At 73.6% G+C, this 3,163-nt stretch carries 3 protein-coding genes; all 3 read left to right on the plus strand.

All coding sequences use genetic code 11. The features are described from left to right. Window positions 1–35: 35 nt before the first annotated feature. Window positions 36–1,277: a DUF1015 family protein gene (locus FNX44_RS25355; protein ID WP_143651322.1), complete on the plus strand. Its 1,242-nt coding sequence runs from the start codon at window positions 36–38 to the stop codon at window positions 1,275–1,277. Window positions 1,278–1,427: 150 nt separating this feature from the next. Then, complete coding sequence (locus FNX44_RS25360) at window positions 1,428–1,784, plus strand: YciI family protein (RefSeq protein ID WP_143651323.1); 357 nt, start codon at window positions 1,428–1,430, stop codon at window positions 1,782–1,784. Between the two features lie 150 nt (window positions 1,785–1,934). After that, the coding region (locus tag FNX44_RS25365; protein WP_143651324.1) for an RNA polymerase sigma factor at window positions 1,935–3,163 on the plus strand (1,229 nt) is incomplete at its 3' end.

The following is a 3,163-nucleotide window of genomic DNA, read 5'->3' on the forward strand; positions in this document are numbered from 1 at the left end:
CGCCCGGCCGCCCCGGATACCCCCAGGAGCGATCGATGCCCGACCCAGCCCTCCCCGCCCCGCGGCTGCGCCCCTTCCGGGGCGTGCGCTACGACCCCCGCCGTGTCGATGACCTCTCCGCCATGGTCTGTCCCCCGTACGACGACATCGGCCCCGACCGCGCGCGTGACCTGCGGTCGCGTCCCCACCACATCGCCCGGCTGCTCCACGGCGACGACCCGCGCCGCGCAGGCGCCCACCTCGACCAGTGGCTGCGCGCGGGGGTGCTCGTCCAGGACCCCCGACCGACCCTCTACGTCTACCGGCAGCACACCGGCACCGGCAGGAGTACCCGCGTCCTCCAACAGGGCGTGATCGGTGCCCTCGACCTGCCCCTGCCGGGCCGCGGTACGGTCCTGCCGCACGAGGACGTCCAGCCGCACACGGTCGCCGCCCGCGCCCGGCTCATGGAGGCGCTGCGCGCCCAGCCCGAACCCCTGCTGCTCACCTACCACGCCGCGGCGTCGGCGGCGGAGCGGGCCATCAACCGCGTCACCGGAACACCACCCGTGGCCGCCGCCCGAACCGGCGCGGTCACCCATCTCCTGTGGTCCTGCGCCAACCCCGACGACCAGGCCGTCATCGCCGCGGAGGTGGCACGCCACCAGCTCCTCATCGCCGACGGCCACCACCGCCACGCCGCCTGCCTCCGGCTGCACGACCGCCACGGAGCCGGCCCCAACCCGTGGCGGAGCTGCCTGGCCCTGCTGGTGAACTCCGCCACCCACCCCCTGCGCCTGGCCGCGATCCACCGCGTCATACCGGGACTGGAACCGGACAAGGCCGCCGCGGCCGCCGCGGACGTCGCCTGCGTACGGCCACTCCTCGACGGGCCTCGCGTTCCCCTCCCCGGGACACTCGTCATCAGCGGCGGCGGACGGGCCTGGTCCGTCACCGACCCCGACCCCACGGCACTGGACGAAGCCCTCACCGGAAAACCCGCGCGGTGGCGGGACGTCCCCGCGGCCGTCGCCGACCATCTGCTCCTCGCCCGCGCCTGGTCGACGCACAACCTGCCCGGGGCCGTGCGCCACGTCCACGACGCCCGCCAGGCGACCGCCGCCGTGGCCGGAACCGGCGGCGGAACCGCCCTCCTCCTGCCCCCGATGGCCGAGCCCACCGTCCGCGAACTCGCCGCCACCGGCGTCCTGTTGCCCCACAAGTCCACGTCCTTCGGCCCCAAGCCCGCCGCCGGCCTGGTGCTGCGTCTCCTCGACAGTCCCGAGGAACCGCACTGACCGCGGCACCGGCGCGTCGCGACGCGCGGGTTCGGCCGGAGGTGCCTCGAAAAAACTCTCCGGCGAGGTGTCGATTCCTGTCGCGCCCGTTCGACGCGGGTGTGAGAGGCGGAGAAAAACGGTCCCCGCCCTACCGAGGAGTGAGCCACCATGCCGCGTTACATGACGATGATCCGCATCGACGAGAACACCCTGCCGCCCGAGGGCCTGGGGGCCGAGTTCGAGGAGCGCATGGGCGCGCTGTTCGAGGAGATCACCAAGGCCGGCGTCATGCTGGACACGGCCGGCCTCAAGCCGACCGCCGAAGGGACGAGGGCCACCTGGTCCGGCGGGAGGATCAGCTACACCGACGGGCCGTTCACCGAGACCAAGGAGGTCATCGGCGGCTACTCGATCCTCCATGCCAAGGACATGGCAGAGGCGCTGGAGTGGGTCAGGCGGTTCCTCGAGATCCACCCGGAGGACCTCACGGTCACCACCGAGGTCCGCGAGATCGTCGAGGGCTGAGAGCCGACGAGGGCTGAGAGCCGACGACGGTTGAGCGTCGTCGAGGAGTGACAGCGGCCGCGCCGCGGTTGCGCCCCCGTGCCACGGCTGCTCTGATGAGTGGCCGTGGCACGAAGGGACGCGGCCGGCACGGTCGAGACGGTGTGCAGGATGGAGTCCGCGCGGATCATCGCCGGCGTCACCCGCATCGTGCGCGACGTGGGCATCGCGGAGGAACTCCTCCAGGACGCCGTCGTCGCCGCGCTGGAGCAGTGGCCCGAGACGGGCATCCCGGCCAACCCGGCCGCCTGGCTGACGGCCACCGCCAAGCACCGCGCCATCGACCTCGTACGCCGCCGCGAGCGGTACGCGCGCAAACTCGAGGAGATGGGCCGCGACCTGGAGACCGGCCCGCGGCACGGCGTCGACGAACTGGCCGCCATCGACCCGTACGCCGACGACATCGACGACGACATGCTCCGTCTCGTCTTCACCGCCTGCCACCCCGTGCTCTCCGCCGACGCCCGGATCGCCCTCACCCTGAAGCTGCTCGGCGGCCTCAGCACGCCGGAGATCGCCCGCGCCTTCCTGGCGCCCGAGGCGACCGTCGCACAGCGCATCGTCCGGGCCAAACGGACGCTCGCCAGGAAGAACGTCCCCTTCGAGGTACCGCGCGGGGCGGACCGCGCGGCTCGCCTGGACTCCGTCCTGGAGGTCATCTACCTGATATTCAACGAGGGCTACACGGCCACCGAGGGCGACGACTGGCTGAGGCCCGGCCTCTGCGAGGACGCGCTGCGGCTGTCCCGCGTGCTCGCCGGGCTGATGCCCGAGGAGCCCGAGGTGCACGGGCTGGCCGCGCTGCTGGAGCTCCAGGCCGCCCGGTCCGCCGCCCGGACGGACCGCTCCGGCGAACCGGTTCTGCTCGCGGAGCAGAACCGGACGCGCTGGGACCGGCTGCTGATCCGCCGCGGTTTCGCGGCGCTCGCCCGCGCCGAGTCCGCCGCCTCAGGCGCCCACGGCCCGTACGTCCTCCAGGCCGCCATCGCCGCCTGCCACGCCCACGCGCCGACCTACCAGGACACCGACTGGCCGCGGATCGCCGCCCTCTACGACCTGCTCGCCGCCCGCACCCCGTCCCCGGTCGTCGAACTCAACCGCGCGGTGGCCGTCTCCATGGCCCACGGCCCCGAGCACGCCTTCCCGCTCGTGACGGCTCTCGCCGCGGAACCCGCCCTGCGCGACTACCACCTCCTCTTCAGCGTCCGGGCCGACCTCCTCGCCCGACTCGGCCGCACAGCCGAAGCCCGCGCCGACTTCGAACACGCCGCCTCCCTCACCCGCAACGAACGCGAACGCACCCTCCTCCTCGCCCGCGCCACCGACTGCACCACCCCCAC

The sequence above is a fragment of the Streptomyces alkaliterrae genome, assembly GCF_007097205.2.
Classification (GTDB): Bacteria; Actinomycetota; Actinomycetes; order Streptomycetales; family Streptomycetaceae; genus Streptomyces; species Streptomyces alkaliterrae.